Annotated in this window: 14 protein-coding genes and 1 riboswitch; of the genes, 3 read left to right on the top strand and 11 right to left on the bottom strand. The window is 65.1% G+C overall.

Translation table 11 applies throughout. The annotated features are described in order from the left end of the window. Nucleotides 1–33 precede the first annotated feature (33 nt). From thiC to P6U29_RS12265, 6 genes are all read right to left on the bottom strand, one after another. Entirely contained in the window at nt 34–1,932 is a 1,899-nt protein-coding gene (gene thiC, locus P6U29_RS12240) for a phosphomethylpyrimidine synthase ThiC (RefSeq protein ID WP_407117824.1), read from the bottom strand. 172 nt (nt 1,933–2,104) lie between these two features. Further along, a complete protein-coding gene (locus P6U29_RS12245; protein ID WP_407117825.1) occupies nt 2,105–2,713 on the bottom strand; it encodes a thiamine phosphate synthase in 609 nt (202 codons plus the stop codon). Continuing rightward, entirely contained in the window at nt 2,700–3,482 is a 783-nt protein-coding gene (locus P6U29_RS12250; RefSeq protein ID WP_407117826.1) for a thiazole synthase, read from the bottom strand. The genes P6U29_RS12245 and P6U29_RS12250 overlap by 14 nt, the downstream gene beginning before the upstream one ends. A 195-nt stretch (nt 3,483–3,677) precedes the next feature. Further along, a complete protein-coding gene (gene thiS / locus P6U29_RS12255) occupies nt 3,678–3,875 on the bottom strand; it encodes a sulfur carrier protein ThiS (protein WP_407117827.1) in 198 nt (65 codons plus the stop codon). Further along, nucleotides 3,866–4,891, bottom strand: a complete 1,026-nt coding sequence (locus P6U29_RS12260; protein WP_407117828.1) for an FAD-dependent oxidoreductase — start codon at nt 4,889–4,891, stop codon at nt 3,866–3,868. The genes thiS and P6U29_RS12260 overlap by 10 nt, the downstream gene beginning before the upstream one ends. Beyond that, nucleotides 4,879–5,007, bottom strand: a riboswitch (TPP riboswitch). It overlaps the preceding gene by 13 nt. 191 nt (nt 5,008–5,198) lie before the next feature. Continuing rightward, the gene (locus P6U29_RS12265; protein WP_407117829.1) at nt 5,199–5,732 is read right to left on the bottom strand and encodes a transglycosylase SLT domain-containing protein; all 534 of its coding nucleotides are present in this window, start codon (nt 5,730–5,732) and stop codon (nt 5,199–5,201) included. Between the two features lie 287 nt (nt 5,733–6,019). Here P6U29_RS12265 and P6U29_RS12270 point away from each other — a divergent pair, with 287 nt between their 5' ends. Continuing rightward, entirely contained in the window at nt 6,020–6,235 is a 216-nt protein-coding gene (locus tag P6U29_RS12270; protein WP_407117830.1) for a hypothetical protein, read from the top strand. A gap of 8 nt (nt 6,236–6,243) precedes the next feature. Here P6U29_RS12270 and P6U29_RS12275 read toward each other — a convergent pair whose 3' ends face one another. Both P6U29_RS12275 and P6U29_RS12280 read right to left on the bottom strand, forming a co-directional pair. Then, entirely contained in the window at nt 6,244–7,569 is a 1,326-nt protein-coding gene (locus tag P6U29_RS12275) for an ATP-binding protein (RefSeq protein WP_407117831.1), read from the bottom strand. A gap of 13 nt (nt 7,570–7,582) precedes the next feature. Beyond that, nucleotides 7,583–8,323 carry a response regulator gene (locus tag P6U29_RS12280; protein WP_407117832.1) on the bottom strand — a complete coding sequence of 247 codons (741 nt, stop codon included), beginning with the start codon at nt 8,321–8,323 and terminating at the stop codon, nt 7,583–7,585. Nucleotides 8,324–8,502: 179 nt separating this feature from the next. Between P6U29_RS12280 and P6U29_RS12285 the strand changes: the two genes are divergently transcribed. Then, the gene (locus tag P6U29_RS12285; RefSeq protein WP_407117833.1) at nt 8,503–9,072 is read left to right on the top strand and encodes a hypothetical protein; all 570 of its coding nucleotides are present in this window, start codon (nt 8,503–8,505) and stop codon (nt 9,070–9,072) included. A 227-nt stretch (nt 9,073–9,299) separates the two neighbouring features. Beyond that, the gene (locus P6U29_RS12290) at nt 9,300–9,818 is read left to right on the top strand and encodes a PRC-barrel domain-containing protein (RefSeq protein WP_407117834.1); all 519 of its coding nucleotides are present in this window, start codon (nt 9,300–9,302) and stop codon (nt 9,816–9,818) included. 94 nt (nt 9,819–9,912) lie between these two features. On the opposite strand, the gene P6U29_RS12295 is transcribed toward P6U29_RS12290, so the two are convergent. From P6U29_RS12295 to P6U29_RS12305, 3 genes are read right to left on the bottom strand one after another with little or no spacing between them, the layout of a single operon-like run. Beyond that, nucleotides 9,913–10,743, bottom strand: a complete 831-nt coding sequence (locus P6U29_RS12295) for an ABC transporter permease (RefSeq protein ID WP_407117835.1) — start codon at nt 10,741–10,743, stop codon at nt 9,913–9,915. Continuing rightward, nucleotides 10,740–12,002, bottom strand: a complete 1,263-nt coding sequence (locus P6U29_RS12300) for an ABC transporter permease (protein ID WP_407117836.1) — start codon at nt 12,000–12,002, stop codon at nt 10,740–10,742. Before P6U29_RS12300 ends, P6U29_RS12295 begins: the two co-directional genes overlap by 4 nt. A gap of 6 nt (nt 12,003–12,008) precedes the next feature. Next, nucleotides 12,009–13,067 (bottom strand): ABC transporter substrate-binding protein, encoded by a 1,059-nt coding sequence (locus P6U29_RS12305; RefSeq protein WP_407117837.1) that lies wholly within the window; start codon nt 13,065–13,067, stop codon nt 12,009–12,011. Nucleotides 13,068–13,084: the final 17 nt, after the last annotated feature.

Genomic DNA, 13,084 nt, shown 5'->3' on the forward strand with positions numbered 1-13,084 from the left:
ATTGTCGTCCCAAAAGCCTGTACCAAGACGCCCTCACAACACCCGATTGCTTTCCTTCACCTTCTCCGCATCCAGATAAACGTTGCTTCCCATCTCCTTGAACTTCTCGCTCATCATGGCCATGCCGTCTTCGGCGGTGCCCTGCATCGACATCCCCACGCTGTTCGGATCGTTCAGCGTCGCGGCATAATCCCGCACGTCCTGCGTGATCTTCATCGAGCAGAATTTTGGGCCGCACATCGAGCAGAAATGCGCGACCTTATGGGCTTCCTTCGGCAGGGTCTCGTCGTGGAAGCTCTTCGCCGTATCGGGATCGAGGCCGAGGTTGAACTGGTCGGTCCAGCGGAATTCGAACCGCGCGCGGGAGAGGGCGTCGTCGCGCAGTTGGGCTGCGGGGTGGCCCTTGGCGAGGTCGGCGGCGTGGGCGGCGATCTTGTAGGTGATGACGCCGGTCTTGACGTCGTTGCGATCGGGCAGGCCGAGATGCTCCTTCGGGGTGACGTAGCAGAGCATGGCGCAGCCGAACCAGCCGATCATGGCGGCGCCGATGCCCGAGGTGATGTGGTCATAGCCCGGCGCGATGTCGGTGGTCAGCGGTCCAAGCGTGTAGAACGGCGCTTCGCCGCACTCCTTGAGCTGCTTGTCCATGTTGATCTTGATCTTGTGCATCGGCACGTGGCCGGGACCTTCGATCATGACTTGGCAGCCCTTGTCCCACGCAATCTTGGTGAGTTCGCCGAGCGTCTCCAGCTCCGCGAACTGCGCGCGGTCGTTGGCGTCCGCGATCGAGCCCGGACGCAGGCCGTCGCCGAGCGAGAACGAGACGTCATACTTGCGCATGAGGTCGCAGATCTCGTCGAAATGCGTATAGAGGAAGCTCTCCTTGTGATGCGCCAGGCACCACTTCGCCATGATCGAGCCGCCGCGGCTGACGATGCCGGTGACGCGGTTGGCGGTGAGGTGGATGTATTGCAGGCGCACGCCGGCGTGGATGGTGAAGTAATCGACGCCCTGCTCGCACTGCTCGATCAAGGTGTCCTTGTAGAGCTCCCAGGTGAGCTTCACGGGATCGCCGTTGCACTTCTCCAGCGCCTGGTAGATCGGCACGGTGCCGATCGGCACCGGCGAGTTGCGCAGGATCCATTCGCGGGTGGTGTGGATGTTACGCCCCGTGGAGAGGTCCATCACGGTGTCGGCGCCCCAGCGGATCGCCCACACCATCTTCTCGACCTCTTCCTCGACCGACGAGGTCACCGCCGAGTTGCCGATATTGGCGTTGATCTTGGTCAGGAAGTTGCGGCCGATGATCATCGGCTCGAGCTCGCTGTGGTTGATGTTCGAGGGGATGATGGCGCGGCCGCGCGCGATCTCGCTGCGAACGAACTCCGGCGTGATGAAGGCGGGCACAGAGGCGCCAAAGCTCTCGCCGTCGGCGAGGGCGGCTTCGGCGCGCTCGAGCTGCTGCTTGCGGCCAAGGTTTTCGCGCTCGGCGACGTAGATCATCTCCTTGGTGATGATCCCGGCCCGGGCGAATTCGAGCTGGGTGATCTTGTGACCGTCGAGGCCGCGCAGCGGCTTGTGATAGGCCGAGAAGGCGCGGGCGGCCTTGTCGGTGGAGACGCTGCCATTGTCCTCCGGCTTGATCTGGCGGCCCTCATATTCCTCGACGCCGCCGCGCTCCAGCACCCATTGCTTGCGGTTGCGGGGCAGGCCGGCGTTGACATCGATGGTGACGGACGGGTCGGTGTAGGGGCCGGAGGTGTCGTAGACGGGAAGGTTGGGCTCGCCGGCGCCTTCGGAGAGGATGATCTCGCGCAAGGGCACGCGCAGATCGGGCGCGGCGTCGGGCGTTGCGAAGATTTTTCGCGAGGAGGGGAGAGGGCCGGTGGTGACGGCGGGAACGGTCTTATCGGGGTTGGAGCGGATGTTCATGGGATCCTCCGGTTTAATTCTGTCGTGCGTGCGTTTGAGCGACGGCGGTGAGTTCTTGCTCCGTCATTGCGAGCGTAGCGAAGCAATCCAGGAAATACGTCCGCGGAGACAGTCTGGATTGCTTCGTCGCAAGGGCTCCTCGCAATGACGGGTGGAGAGAGCGGGACATGCATCACGCCGCCTCCTTTGAACCGTCCAGCCATTGCCGCACCCGGGCATCGGGGTCGGCGTTTTGCGTGACATCGGAAACCACCGCAATCGAATCCGCACCCGCGGCAAAGATTTCCGCGGCGTGCTCGAACTTGATGCCGCCGATCGCGACCAGCGGGATGTTGCCGATGCGCTGCTTCCATTCCGTGATCTTCGGGATGCCCTGCGGCTCGAATCGCATCGACTTGAGCGTGGTGAAGAAGATCGGGCCGAGCGCGACGTAATCCGGCTTTGCCGCGAGCGCGGTCGCAAGCTCTTCGTCGTCATGGGTGGAGATGCCGAGCGAGAGCCCAGCCTCGCGGATCGCCTTGAGGTCGGCGTCCGCCAGATCCTCCTGGCCGAGATGCAGGTACTTCGCGCCGGCGACGACCGCTGCACGCCAGTAGTCGTTCACCACCAGCTTGGCTTGCGTGCCCTTGGTGATCGCCAGCGCGTCGGTGACGATCTGCAGCGCGTCGGCGTCGTTCAGCTCTTTCGCGCGCAGCTGGATGGTGCCGACGCCAAGCTTGGTCAGGCGCTCGACCCATTTGAGGCTGTCGACGACGGGATAGAAGCGATCAGGATACGGCATGCCAGAACGGGGTCCCAACGACAGGGGTGGAGGGGGAGGCGAAGTCGCGGGCGTTCATCAGCCCGGCTTCGTATGCGGTGCGGCCGGCCTCGATGCCCAAGCGGAAGGCATTGGCCATCGCGACGGGATCGGCGGCTTTGGCGATGGCGGTGTTGAGCAGCACGGCGTCATAGCCGAGCTCGAGCGCCTGCGCGGCGTGGCTGGGCGCTCCTAAGCCGGCGTCGACCACCAGTGTGATGTCGGGCAGGCGTTCGCGCAGCAGCCGCAGCGCATCGCGATTGGTGATGCCCTTGGCGCTGCCGATGGGAGCTGCCCACGGCATCACAACCTTGCAACCGGCATCGACCAGGCGGTTCGCGACCGAGAGATCCTCGGTGCAATAGGGGAACACTTCAAAGCCGTCCTTGGTCAGGATGGCGGCGGCCTCGACCAGGCCGACGACGTCGGGCTGCAGCGTGTCGTTGTCGGCGATGACCTCGAGCTTGATCCAGGGGGTGCCGAACAATTCACGCGCGAGCTTGGCGGTGGTCACTGCCTCGCGCACGCTGCGGCAGCCGGCGGTGTTCGGCAGCACGGTGACGTCGAGCTCGCGGATCAGCTTCCAGAACGCGTCCCCGGTCTTGCCGCCGGCGGATTCACGGCGCAGCGACACCGTGACGATGTTCGAGCCGGAAGCGCGGATCGCGTCCTGCATGATCGCCGGCGAGGGATAGAGCGCGCTGCCGATCAGCAGGCGGGAGGCGAAGGCTTTGCCGTAGAAGTTGACCATCAGTGTCTCCGCTTGCTGCGGTCTGCTCCCTCGCCCCGCTCTTGCGGGGAGAGGGTTGGGGTGAGGGGCTCTCTCCGCGCGTACCGATGCCGAGATACCTGTACCCCCTCACCCGGATCGCGAAGTGCGATCCGACCTCTCCCCGCAAGCGGGGAGAGGTTAAGAGGACCGCGCGGCTGGAATGCCTTCATCACCTCACCCTCCCTGCCGCGGCGTGATGATCTCGATCTCGTCGCCGGCGTTGAGCGCGGTCTCGGACCAGCGGCTTTTCGGCACGACGTCGTAGTTGAGCGCGATGGCGAAATGGGTGCCCTCGTAGTCGAGCTCGCTGAGCAGCGCGCCGACGCTCGCGGAATTCACTTCGCGCTGCTCGCCGTTGACGATCACAAGCACTGCATCACCTCATTGTCGATCTGGCCGCGCTGGACATAGGCAAGCGTCAGCTCGGCGAGCGCCGGCGCGAGCAGGAAGCCGTGGCGGTAGAGTCCGTTGACGCTGATCTTGCTGTCGCGAATGCCGATGCGCGGCAGATTGTCCGGATAGGCGGGACGAAGCCCCGAGCCGAATTCGACGATGCGCGCTTCGCCGAAGGCCGGATGCACGGTGTAGGCTGCGCCGAGCAGCTCCAGCGCCGAGCGCACGCTGACGCCGGTGTCCTCCGCCTCGATCGAGGTCGCGCCCAGCATGAAAAGCCCGTTCTCGCGCGGGATCACGTAGAGCGGCCAGCGCGGATGGATCAGCCGCACCGGGCGCGCCAGCTGCACCTCGTGGCTCTCGATCAGGATCATCTCGCCCTTGACGCCGCGAAGCTCGCTCTCTTCGTCGCGGGCACTGATGCCGCGGCAGTCGATCACGATGCCCTCGGGATCCAGGTTTGCGAGGTCGTTTGCGGTGACGTCGCTGGAGAATTTGATGGTGCCGCCGGCGGCGCGGATGCGCTCGTGCAGCTTCGGCAGCACGCGGCGCGGCTCGACATGGCCCTCGGCCGGGAAGAACAGCGCGTCGCGGAAGCGGCCCTCCAGCGACGGCTCGAGCTCGGCGAGGCCTGCGGCGTCGAGCCGGCGGTGATTCTCGGTCATGCGCGCAAAGCGTTCGAAATCGTTGCGCTCGCGCGGATGGGAGACGACGAGTGAGCCGTTGAAAGGCGTGTCGGGCAGCTCGCGCCGCCAGATGTCGAGGGAGCGAAGCCCCAATCGGCTGATGATGGGTTCTGCGACCTCGGCCTCGCAATAGGGCGCGAGCATGCCGCCGGCCCAATGGCTGGTGGCATCCGTCATCGCCGCGTCACCGCGCTCGTGCAAGGTGACGGCGTGCCCGGCCTGCGCGAACAGCAGCGCCTGCCAGGCGCCTGCGATGCCTGCGCCGATGATGGAAACCGGTGAATCCGGTCGCTTGGTAGTCTGGTACATCCCTGTCCCTTCGCCGGCATGACCCGGATCAGGTTCAAAGGGTCACCGCGGTCCTGGGCCGAATTGCCCATTTAGCGGTATCTCAGCTCCTCCTCGGAGCACCCCTCGGAACGCGTCTAATGTATGCCAGCGAGGCGGGGTGGTCAACGCGTGTTGACCGGGAACCGCACGTGCCCCGGACGCGATGCAGCGCGCCGCCTCTTGGCGGCGTGATGCGTCGCAGAGCCGGGGCCCATTTTTGCGTGGGGCGCTGGGTCCCGGTTCAGCGCCGCGGCGCTTTTGCGCCGCAGCTTGCCCGGGACACGAACTACTTCAGCGCCTGCGCCCGCGCGTTGCGGACGCCCTGTGCCAACTTGCGGCGTGGCGCAGTGCCGAACATCGGCTGCGGATTGCCGTTCGGCTCCAGCCAGGTCTCGCCCGCATTGGCGACCTGCATCGCCTCCTGGCGCTGGCGCTTTGCAGCATAGTAATAGCCGCCCGCGAAATAACGCACGGCTCGGGCGTAGTCGCCATTGGCGGCGCGATAGGCGCCGGCGAGGTACTTGACCGCATAAGTGAGGTTGGTGTTGGGATCGCGCAGGCCGGCGGCATCGCCGGTGTAGCCGACCCCGCGGGCGGTCGCGAGCTTGATCTGCATCAGCCCGATGGTGCCGCCACGGCCGACAAGGTGCGGCTGATAACGGCTTTCGCGCATGATGACGCGATGCACCAGCGCCTCCGGCACGCCATTGGCGCGGGCATGGGCTGCAACCATCTCGGCGTATTCGGCTTCCCCGGCAAAGGCGGCCTGCGGCAACGTCAATCCGGCCGCGAGCAGCGCAGCGACGCGTAAAATTTTCATCAGATGTCCCTTAAGTGGCCTGCGCCCGGCTGCCTTATGTTCGAGCATGATCTGTTCGGAAAACCGCGGCGCACTTTTCCGGATCATGCTTTAGGCGACCCGAACGCGGCGATGATGTGACCAAACGCCGCCGTTAACGTTTTTGCGTTGCCATGCCGCCGTTACGACTCAAAGCTGGCGTAATTGCGCTACGGGGCGGATGACCCCCCGCTCGCGACAGCACGCCTGTCTGTTCGTGCCGGCTTGCGAAAGCGAGTATGCAAGCGCTGCAAATGGGGAGAGGTGCCATGACAAAAGCCGATCTGGTCACTGCACACACCGGCGACATTCCCAGAGAAAATCCTTGCGCCCAGTGCGGCACGCCGATCGCGCAGCCCGATTGGATCGAGCCGGGTGAGGGACGTGTCTCCTATCTCTGGACCTGCCACGCCTGCAATTATCGCTTCGAGGCGGTGGCGATCTTCCCGCATGAGGCCATCGAGCACCCGCCGCTCGCAGCGTAAGGGGGCGCTCACGCCGCGAGCCGCGGCTCCCGACAGACCGGCAATTGCATCCGCACGATCAAGCCATGCGGCTTGCGGTCGTGCAGCGACAGCTCGCCGCCATGGGCGAGCGCGATTGCGCGCGCGATCGACAGGCCGAGTCCGAAGCCGGTGGACTCGTCCATGGTGCGCGCGTCGTCGCCGCGCACGAACGGCTCCAGCATCTCCTGCTTGCGTGCATCCGAAATGCCGGGGCCGTCGTCCTCGACGTCGATGACGAGCGCGGTGCCAGAGACGTCGAGGCGGATCGTCACTTCGGCGCCGAACCGCACCGCGTTCTCGACCAGGTTCGTGACGCCGCGATGCAGATCGTCGGGCCGCGCGGCGGCGGTCGCGGACGCCGGCCCGTCGTAGCGCACGACATGGCCCATGTCGCCGAACTGGTCGGCGACGAGCTGCAGCGTGCTCGCGACATCGACCAGCGTCACCGCCTCGACCTTGCGGTCGTTGCGCAGGAGCGACAGCACCGATTCCAGCATGGAGCGCATCTGGTCGAGATCGATCAGCATGCGTTTGCGGTTGCCCTCGTCCTCGATGAACTCGGCACGCAGCCGCAACCGCGTGATCGGCGTGCGCAGATCGTGGCTGATCGCGGCCAGCATCCGTGTGCGGTCCGACATCAGCCGCGCGATCCGCTCGTGCATGCGGTTGAGCGCGCGCGCCACCGCGCGGATCTCTTCCGGGCCGCGCTCGGGCAGCGGCTCGGCGGTGCCGTCGAGACTGAAATTCTCGGCGGCCTCCGCGAAGGACGACAGCGGCCTCGTCAGCGCACGCGCCGCCCACAGGCCGAGCACGGTGACGCAGATGAAGGCGCTCATCAACGCGGTCAGCCAGGGTCCGCCCCAGAACCACGGCCGCGGGCCGCCATCGACATGACCGGCGATCACGGTCCCGTCGGGCAATTGCACGCCGACGCGGCGCGCATTCCCGTCCGAGGCAAGCTGCACCGCCTTGAAACCCCGGCCGAGATGACGGCGCATCCCATGCAGGTGCGGACCGTCGGCCTTCTCGACGATTGCCGCGGTGCCGGGCGCCAGCATTTCGATGCCGAGGCTGGGGAAGGCGCGCGCAAGATCGGCGACGAGGCGCGGCCGCTCGCTGGGCTCGGCCGCGCCGAGCAGCAGCGCGGCATCGGTCAATTGATGGGCGCCGTCCGGCGGCGCATCCGAGCGGTCCGGCCGGCTGATCAGGAAGGCGGTGGTGACGACGAGATGGAGCGCGACGGTCGACGCCAGCACCAGCGCGGCGATCTGCCCGCCGATCCCCTTGAGGTGGAAGAACCCGAGCGGCTTCATCGTCGGCGCTCGCTCAGCCGCTCAGAGGCGTCGCGACCGCTTCAGTTCTCGGCGTGAACAGATAGCCGCCGGAGCGCACCGTCTTGATGAGGGTGGGATCGGCCGGATTGGGCTCGATCTTGCGGCGGATGCGGCTGACCAGCACGTCGATGGAGCGCTCGAACGAGCCGGTGTTGCGCCCTTGCGTGAGGTCGAGCAGGCTGTCGCGCGAGAGCACGCGGCCGGGCCGTTCGCAGAATGTGCGCAAGAGGTCGAACTCGGCGCTGGTCACCGCGACGCGCGCGCCTTCGGGATTGCGCAATTCGCGCAGTCGCAAATCGATGCGCCAGCCTTCGAAGGCGAGCGTGGAGGCGCCCGCGACCGTGCTCGCCGCCTGCGCCGCGGCCTGGCGGCGCAGCACCGCGTTGATGCGGGCGAGCAGCTCGCGCGGATTGAACGGCTTCGGCAGATAGTCGTCCGCGCCCATCTCGAGGCCGACGATGCGATCGACGTCCTCGCCGCGCGCGGTCAGCATGATGATCGGCGTCTGCGACTCGGCGCGCACTTTGCGGCACAGGCTGAGACCGTCTTCGCCCGGCAGCATGACGTCGAGAATGATGAGGTCGACGCGGTGATCGGCCATGGCGCGCGCCATTTCGCGGCCATCGCTTACGGCGGTGACGTTGCAGGCGTTGTTGCGCAGGTATTTCGCGATCAACGTCCGTGTTTCGCGATCGTCCTCGACGACCAGGATGTTGGGATTGGGAATGGCCATACGTTTTGTTTGTCCGAGATTCAGGCCAAATGGCGAAGATTTTTGTTTCAGAGTGTTTCCAGAAGTCCCGTCGCAATGGCGGGACATGACGGGCAGCGGAAGGGCAAGATCTCATTAAGGCCGCTAACCATACCGTGGCGCCGTTCGCCACGAAACCCCGCAACAACCACGGAGCCATCATGACCTCGATTTCGGCGGCCTCCGCCGGCAGCCACCAGTCGCCGCTGCAGCGGCTGCAGCAGGAATTGCAATCGCAAGTCTCCGCCGGCACGATCTCGTCGTCGGACCAGTCCGCGCTCTCGACGGCGCTGACCGATATCGATAGCGCGCTCCAGCAGAGCCGGGCAGACGGTCAGTCGGGCGGCACGCGTCCCTCCAAGGAGGAGATGCAGTCGAAGATCGACGACCTCATCTCGAACGAAGTGTCGAACGGGACGCTGACCTCCGACCAGGCCGATGAGCTGAAAGGCGTGTTTCAGTCGGCCTTCGCCAACGGTCCCGGCGGCGCGGGCGAACCCGGTGGCGCGGGCGGCCCGCCGCCCGGTCCGCCGCCGGACGACACTTCGCCGGATTCGTCGACGACGGACCCGACCGGCAGCACGTCAGCCGACGCGACGACCGCGGAAATCCTCCAGCAATTCCTCCAGGCGCTCCAGCAATCGCAATCGTCGGCATCGTCCTATGCTGCCAATGGCAGCTCAACCGGCAATTCGAGCTTTTCCGCCCTTCTGATCGACTACAAGAGCTGACCTGGGCGACGTCAGGTCGGCGCGGTCCTCGCCGCGATCATGCTTCACCCAGGGCGCATGATCGTCGGCGGGGAACCGTGCATCGCAAAATGTTCCTGAGTGACGCAGGAACAAGCCTCGTGAGTTCTCCGCTCGCGCATTGCGCAACGAAATTGCTGCGCGCACGGAACTGCGCGTGATCAGCGCTGTTTTCTCCACACAAGGTTTTCGTTGAAGGAGAGGACAACATGATGAAATCGATCGTTGCCGGCCTTGCCGGCACAGCACTGCTGGCGACCGCTGCGTTCGCGCAAGCGCCGACCGCCACCACCGACAAGGCGCCGACCGCGGCCACCGTCACGACGACGAGCGCGTCCGACCAGTGGCGAATATCGAAGATGTCGGGCGTGAAGGTCTATAACGAGGCCAACGAGAACATCGGCTCGATCAACGACCTCTTGATGGACAAGAACGGTAACATCAAGATCGCCGTGATCGGCGTCGGCGGCTTCCTCGGCATGGGCGAGCATCTGGTTGCGGTGCCCTACGAGAAGCTGAAGTTCGTCAACGAGCCCGTCGTCTACAGCGGCACAGCGGCCACCAGCCCGCCCGGTCGGCCGGCCACGACGACCGGCGCAGCGACCGGTACCGACAAGACGGCGACGGCCACAACGTCGCCCGCGTCGAAATGGTATCCCGACCACGCCGTGTTCAACGCGAGCAAGGACGAGCTGAAGAACATGCCCGAGTTCAAGTACTCGGAGTAATGCGGCTCGCGTAACTGCCCAAACGAAGCGCGCCCGGTTTTCACTGGGCGCGCTGTCGTGTCCTGTTTCACCTCGCCTGATGCGGCGCTGCCAGTCACGCGCCGCCACCCTTGAGCCGTTCGTTGCGCCGGCGCAAGGCCTCCAGGGTGGCGAGGAGGATGATCGATACCGTCGTCAAGATCACCGCCGCGGCCGTGATGGTCGGGCTGATGTTCTCGCGGATGCCGCTGAACATCTCGCGCGGCAGGGTGCGCTGCTCGGGACCTGCCATGAACAGCACGATGACCACCTCGTCGAAGCTGGTTGCGAAGGCGAACAGAGCGCCTGACGCGAGGCCAGGCAGGATCAGCGGCAGGATCACGCGGCGGAATGCGTAGATTGGCGAGGCGCCGAGCGAGGCGGCGGCGCGTGCCAGATTGGTGTCGAAGCTTTGCAACGTCGCCCCGACCGTGATCACCACGAAGGGTGTCGCCAGCGCGGTGTGGGCCAGGATCAGGCCGAGATAGCTGCCGGTCAGTCCGATCGGCGCGAAGAAGAAATACAGGCCCACCGCCGTGATGACACCAGGCACGACGACCGGCGACAGCACGAATGCCAGCACGAGCGGTTTGAACCGGTTCTTCCACTGCGCCAGCCCCAGCGCGGCCAGCGTGCCAAGGACCATCGACAGCAGCGTCGAGGCGATGCCGATGATCATGCTGTTCTTCAGGGAATTCATCCAGCGTGGCGAATTGATGAAGTCGTCGTACCAGCGCAAGGAGAGGCCCGGCAGCGGATAGGTCAGGTACGAGCCCGAGCTGAAGGACAGCGGCATGATCGCAAGGATGGGCGCGATCAGGAAGATGAACACCAGTGTGGAGACGATGATGGTCGCGGTCCACGCGATGCGCTGGCTGGGCGTGCGGAGGGAGGAATTGTCGCTCAATTCTTCATGCCTCCCGTGACCTGCTGTCCTTGCACCAGTTTGCCGTAGACGAGAGCGAGCAGAATAGTGGCGAGCAGCAGCACCGCGCCCAATGCTGAAGCAAGGCCCCAATTGGCCGTCTCGGTGGTGTAGAGTGCGATGAAGTAGCTGATCATCTGATCAGCGGCGCCGCCAACGAGGGCCGGTGTGATGTAGTAACCGAGCGCCAGGATGAAAACGAGCAGGCTTCCGGCGCCGATACCGGGCAAGGTCTGTGGCAGGTAGATCCGCAGAAAAGCGATGAGGGGCGGCGCGCCGAGCGAGGCGGCGGCGCGCATGTAAGCGGGCGAGATCGCCTTCATGCTGCTGTACAGCGGCAGGATCATGAACGGCAGGAGAACGTGGGTCATGGCCACGCAGACGCCGAAGCGATTGTAGATCAGGCGCAGCGGCTCGTCGATGATGCCGAGCCAGTGCAGGCTGTCGTTCACGATTCCCTTGCTCTGCAACAGCACGATCCAGGCGCAGGTGCGGACCAGAAGCGACGTCCAGAACGGCAGCAGGACGAAGATCATCAGCAGGTTCGCGCGGGCCGGCGGCAGCGTCGCCAGCAAGTAGGCGACCGGGAAGCCGAGGATCAGGCAGAGTGCCGTGACACCGAGGCTGATGAGGAAGGTGCGGGCGAAAACGTCGCGGTAGATGGCCTGATCCGGCGGGGCTGCGACGATCGCGCCGTCCGCGTTCCGCGTCAGGTCGAGCGCGGCGAGAAGGTAGAAGCCCGTGATGGGACCGCTGGCGTCCTTGATCGTCGTCCATGTCGCGCGTTCACGCCAGGCCGGGTTGATCTTGCCCAACGTCTCCTTGGCCGTGCCCGGCTCCGGAGCCGCCTTCAGATTGCGCGCCGTGCTGGTCAGGATCGTGCGGAAGCCGTTCAGCGCGTAGTTGAGCCGTTTTGCCGCGACAGCGATGCTGCCGGAGGCGCGCGCCGCCATGATGTCGCTTGCCAGCGCGACATAGGCCTTTTCGTCGGGCAGGTCCTTGCCGTCCCAATCGGCGAGAGCAGCGATTGTTTGCGGCAGAACCTGGCGCACCTCCCGGTCATCGACCGCGCGCCACAGCATGCCGGCGATGGGCCCAGCGAAAGTGAAGAGCAGGAAGACGAGAAGCGGCAGCACCAGCGCCAATGCCTTGACCTGGCGTGTTCGCTCCGCGCGCCGTAATCGGCGCTTGAGCGGCACTTCGGTCGACGCATCGGCGCCGGTCAGGAGCGCGTTCGTCATTGGTCGCTATTTCGCCGCCCATTTGTTGAAGCGCTCGGTCAGGCGGTCGATGTTCTCGAGCCAGAAGCCGACATTGATCTCGACCGCGTTCTTGATGTTGTCAGGCGCGGTCGGCAGGTCCTTCAGCACGGCGGGCTGCAACTTGCCGGCTGCGTCCTTGTTGGAGGTGCCATAGGCGATGTTCTCCGACAGTTTGGACTGGTTGTCCGCCTTGCCGACGAAGTCGAGGAACTTGTAGGCCGCGTCCTTGTTTGGGCTGCCCTTCAGGATGACCCAGCTGTCGAGGGTGAAAAGCGCTCCGTCCCACACCATGCCAAAGTTCTTCTTCTCGTTCTTGTTCGCGGTGTCGATGCGACCATTATAGACCGAGGTCATCGCCACCTCGCCGGAGGCGAGCAATTGCGGCGGCTGGGCGCCGGCCTTCCACCACACGATGTCGCCCTTGATGGTGTCGAGCTTCTTGAAGGCGCGATCGACGCCTTCGTCGGTCGCCAGCACCTTGTAGACGTCCTTCGGTGCGACGCCGTCGGCCATGAGGGCGATCTCCAGCGTGGTCTTCGGGCCCTGACGCAGGGCGCGCTTGCCCGGAATCTTCTTGGTATCGAAGAAGTCGACCCAGCCTTTGGGGGCCTCCTTGAGCTTGTCCTTGTCGTAGCCGAGAACGAAATCGTAGAGGATGGCGCCGACGCCGCAAGGATTGACCGCCGGCGGGATATAGGCGGCTTCGCCGCCGATCTTGGAATAATCCAGTTTCTCGAACAGGCCTTCCTCGCAGCCGACTGCGAGCTCGTCGCTCTCGACCTGGACGACGTCCCAGGTGGCGGCACCACCCTGCACCTTGGCGCGCAACACGCCGACGCCGCCGTCCCAGGATTCATCGTTCATCGCAACGCCAGACGCCTTCTTGAACGGCTCGAAATAGACTTTCTTCTGAGCATCCTGATACGCACCGCCCCACGACACAACGGTGAGGTCACGCGCTTGCGCAACTGTCGCCAACGCAGCGCTCGCGCTGAACGCCGCGGCGAACCCTAGAGCGATCTTGCCAATCTTGCGCTTCAGCATGGTCCTTGTTCCTTCTA

Origin of the sequence: Bradyrhizobium sp. LMG 9283 (assembly GCF_045571415.1) — a bacterium.
Lineage (GTDB): Bacteria > Pseudomonadota > Alphaproteobacteria > Rhizobiales > Xanthobacteraceae > Bradyrhizobium.